General features: G+C 70.7%; 2 protein-coding genes. Both read left to right on the top strand.

Annotation, left to right across the window (positions count from 1 at the left end; all coding sequences use genetic code 11):
• Nucleotides 1–723, top strand: a 723-nt coding sequence (locus tag NBZ83_RS32115; protein WP_261576511.1) for an apolipoprotein N-acyltransferase, incomplete at its 5' end; no start/stop codon positions are given.
• A gap of 32 nt (nucleotides 724–755) precedes the next feature.
• A partial coding sequence (locus tag NBZ83_RS32110) for a polyprenol monophosphomannose synthase (protein ID WP_261576510.1) occupies nucleotides 756–1,435 on the top strand: 680 nt, incomplete at its 3' end.

Here is a 1,435-nt window from a genome sequence, read left to right as displayed (position 1 = left end):
CTCCTCGTCGGCGCCGTCCTCGACGGCCCCGGCCCCCACCACGTCCGCAACGCCGGCATGATCTGGACCGCCAACGGCTTCACCGGCCAGATGTACGTCAAACAACACCCCGTCCCCTTCGCCGAATACCTCCCCGGCCGCGCCCTGCTCACCCGCCTGATCGGCCGCTTCGCCGACGACATGCCCAGCGACTTCGTCCCCGGCGACACCCCCGGCGCCCTCCACGCCGCCGGCACCACCATCGGCGACGTCATCTGCTTCGAAGTCGCCTACGACGGCCTCGTCCGCGACACCGTCAACCACGGCGCCGAGATCCTCGTCATCCAGACCAACAACGCCTCCTTCGGCCGCAACGGCGAAAGCCAGCAGCAACTCGCCATGTCCCGACTACGCGCCGTCGAACACGGCCGCGCCACCGTCCAGGTCTCCACCAGCGGCGAAAGCGCCCTCATCGCCCCCGACGGCCACCTGCTCGCCAAGACCGGCCTGTACGAACCCGGTATCCTCACCGCCGCCCTACCCCGACGCACCAGCCAAACCCTGGCCGACCGTGCCGGAATCGTCCCCGAGGCGGTGCTGCTCGCCCTCGGCGTGGGCGCCATGATGGCGGGAGTGATCCGCCGCCGAACCCGCCCCACCGGCGAGGACCACATCGGCATCACCCCGCAGGCACCACGACCCCACGAGACGACACCCACAGTGACGCCCGCCGGGCCGGCCTGACGGACATGGCCCCCGATCAGGAAAGGAACCGCGTGGATCTCCACCGCGTTGTCGTCTGCGTCCCCACCTACAACGAGCGGGACAACCTCCCCGACACCGCCCGCCGCCTACGCGCGGCGAACCCGACGGTCGACCTGCTCGTCATCGACGACGCCAGCCCCGACGGCACCGGGAAGATCGCCGACGAACTCGCCGACAACGACGACCACATCCACGTCCTGCACCGCGACAGCAAATCCGGCCTCGGCACCGCCTACGTCGCCGGCTTCACCTGGGCCCTCGAACACGGCTACACCGTCATCGTCGAAATGGACGCCGACGGCTCCCACCAGCCCGAACAGCTGCCCCGCCTGCTCGCCGCCCTCGCCCACGCCGACCTCGTCATCGGCTCCCGCTGGATACCCGGGGGAGAGGTCAGCAACTGGCCCCGCACCCGGCTGCTACTCTCCCGCGGCGGCAACCTCTACGTCCGCGCCGCCCTCGGCATGCCGCTACGCGACGCCACCGCCGGCTACCGCGCCTACCGCGCCGACGTCCTGCGCGACCGCGACCTGTCCGGCGTCTCCTCCCAGGGCTACTGCTTCCAGGTCGACCTCGCCTGGCAGGCCTGGCGCGCCGGCTTCCGCGTCACCGAAGTGCCCATCACCTTCATCGAACGCGAACGCGGCACCTCGAAGATGAGCAACGCCATCGTCGCCGAAGCCTTCTGGCG

This window comes from Frankia gtarii, from assembly GCF_025403375.1.
GTDB lineage: Bacteria > Actinomycetota > Actinomycetes > Frankiales > Frankiaceae > Frankia > Frankia gtarii.
Note: the sequence above shows the minus strand (reverse complement) of the source record. Positions and strands in the feature narration are given on the sequence as shown.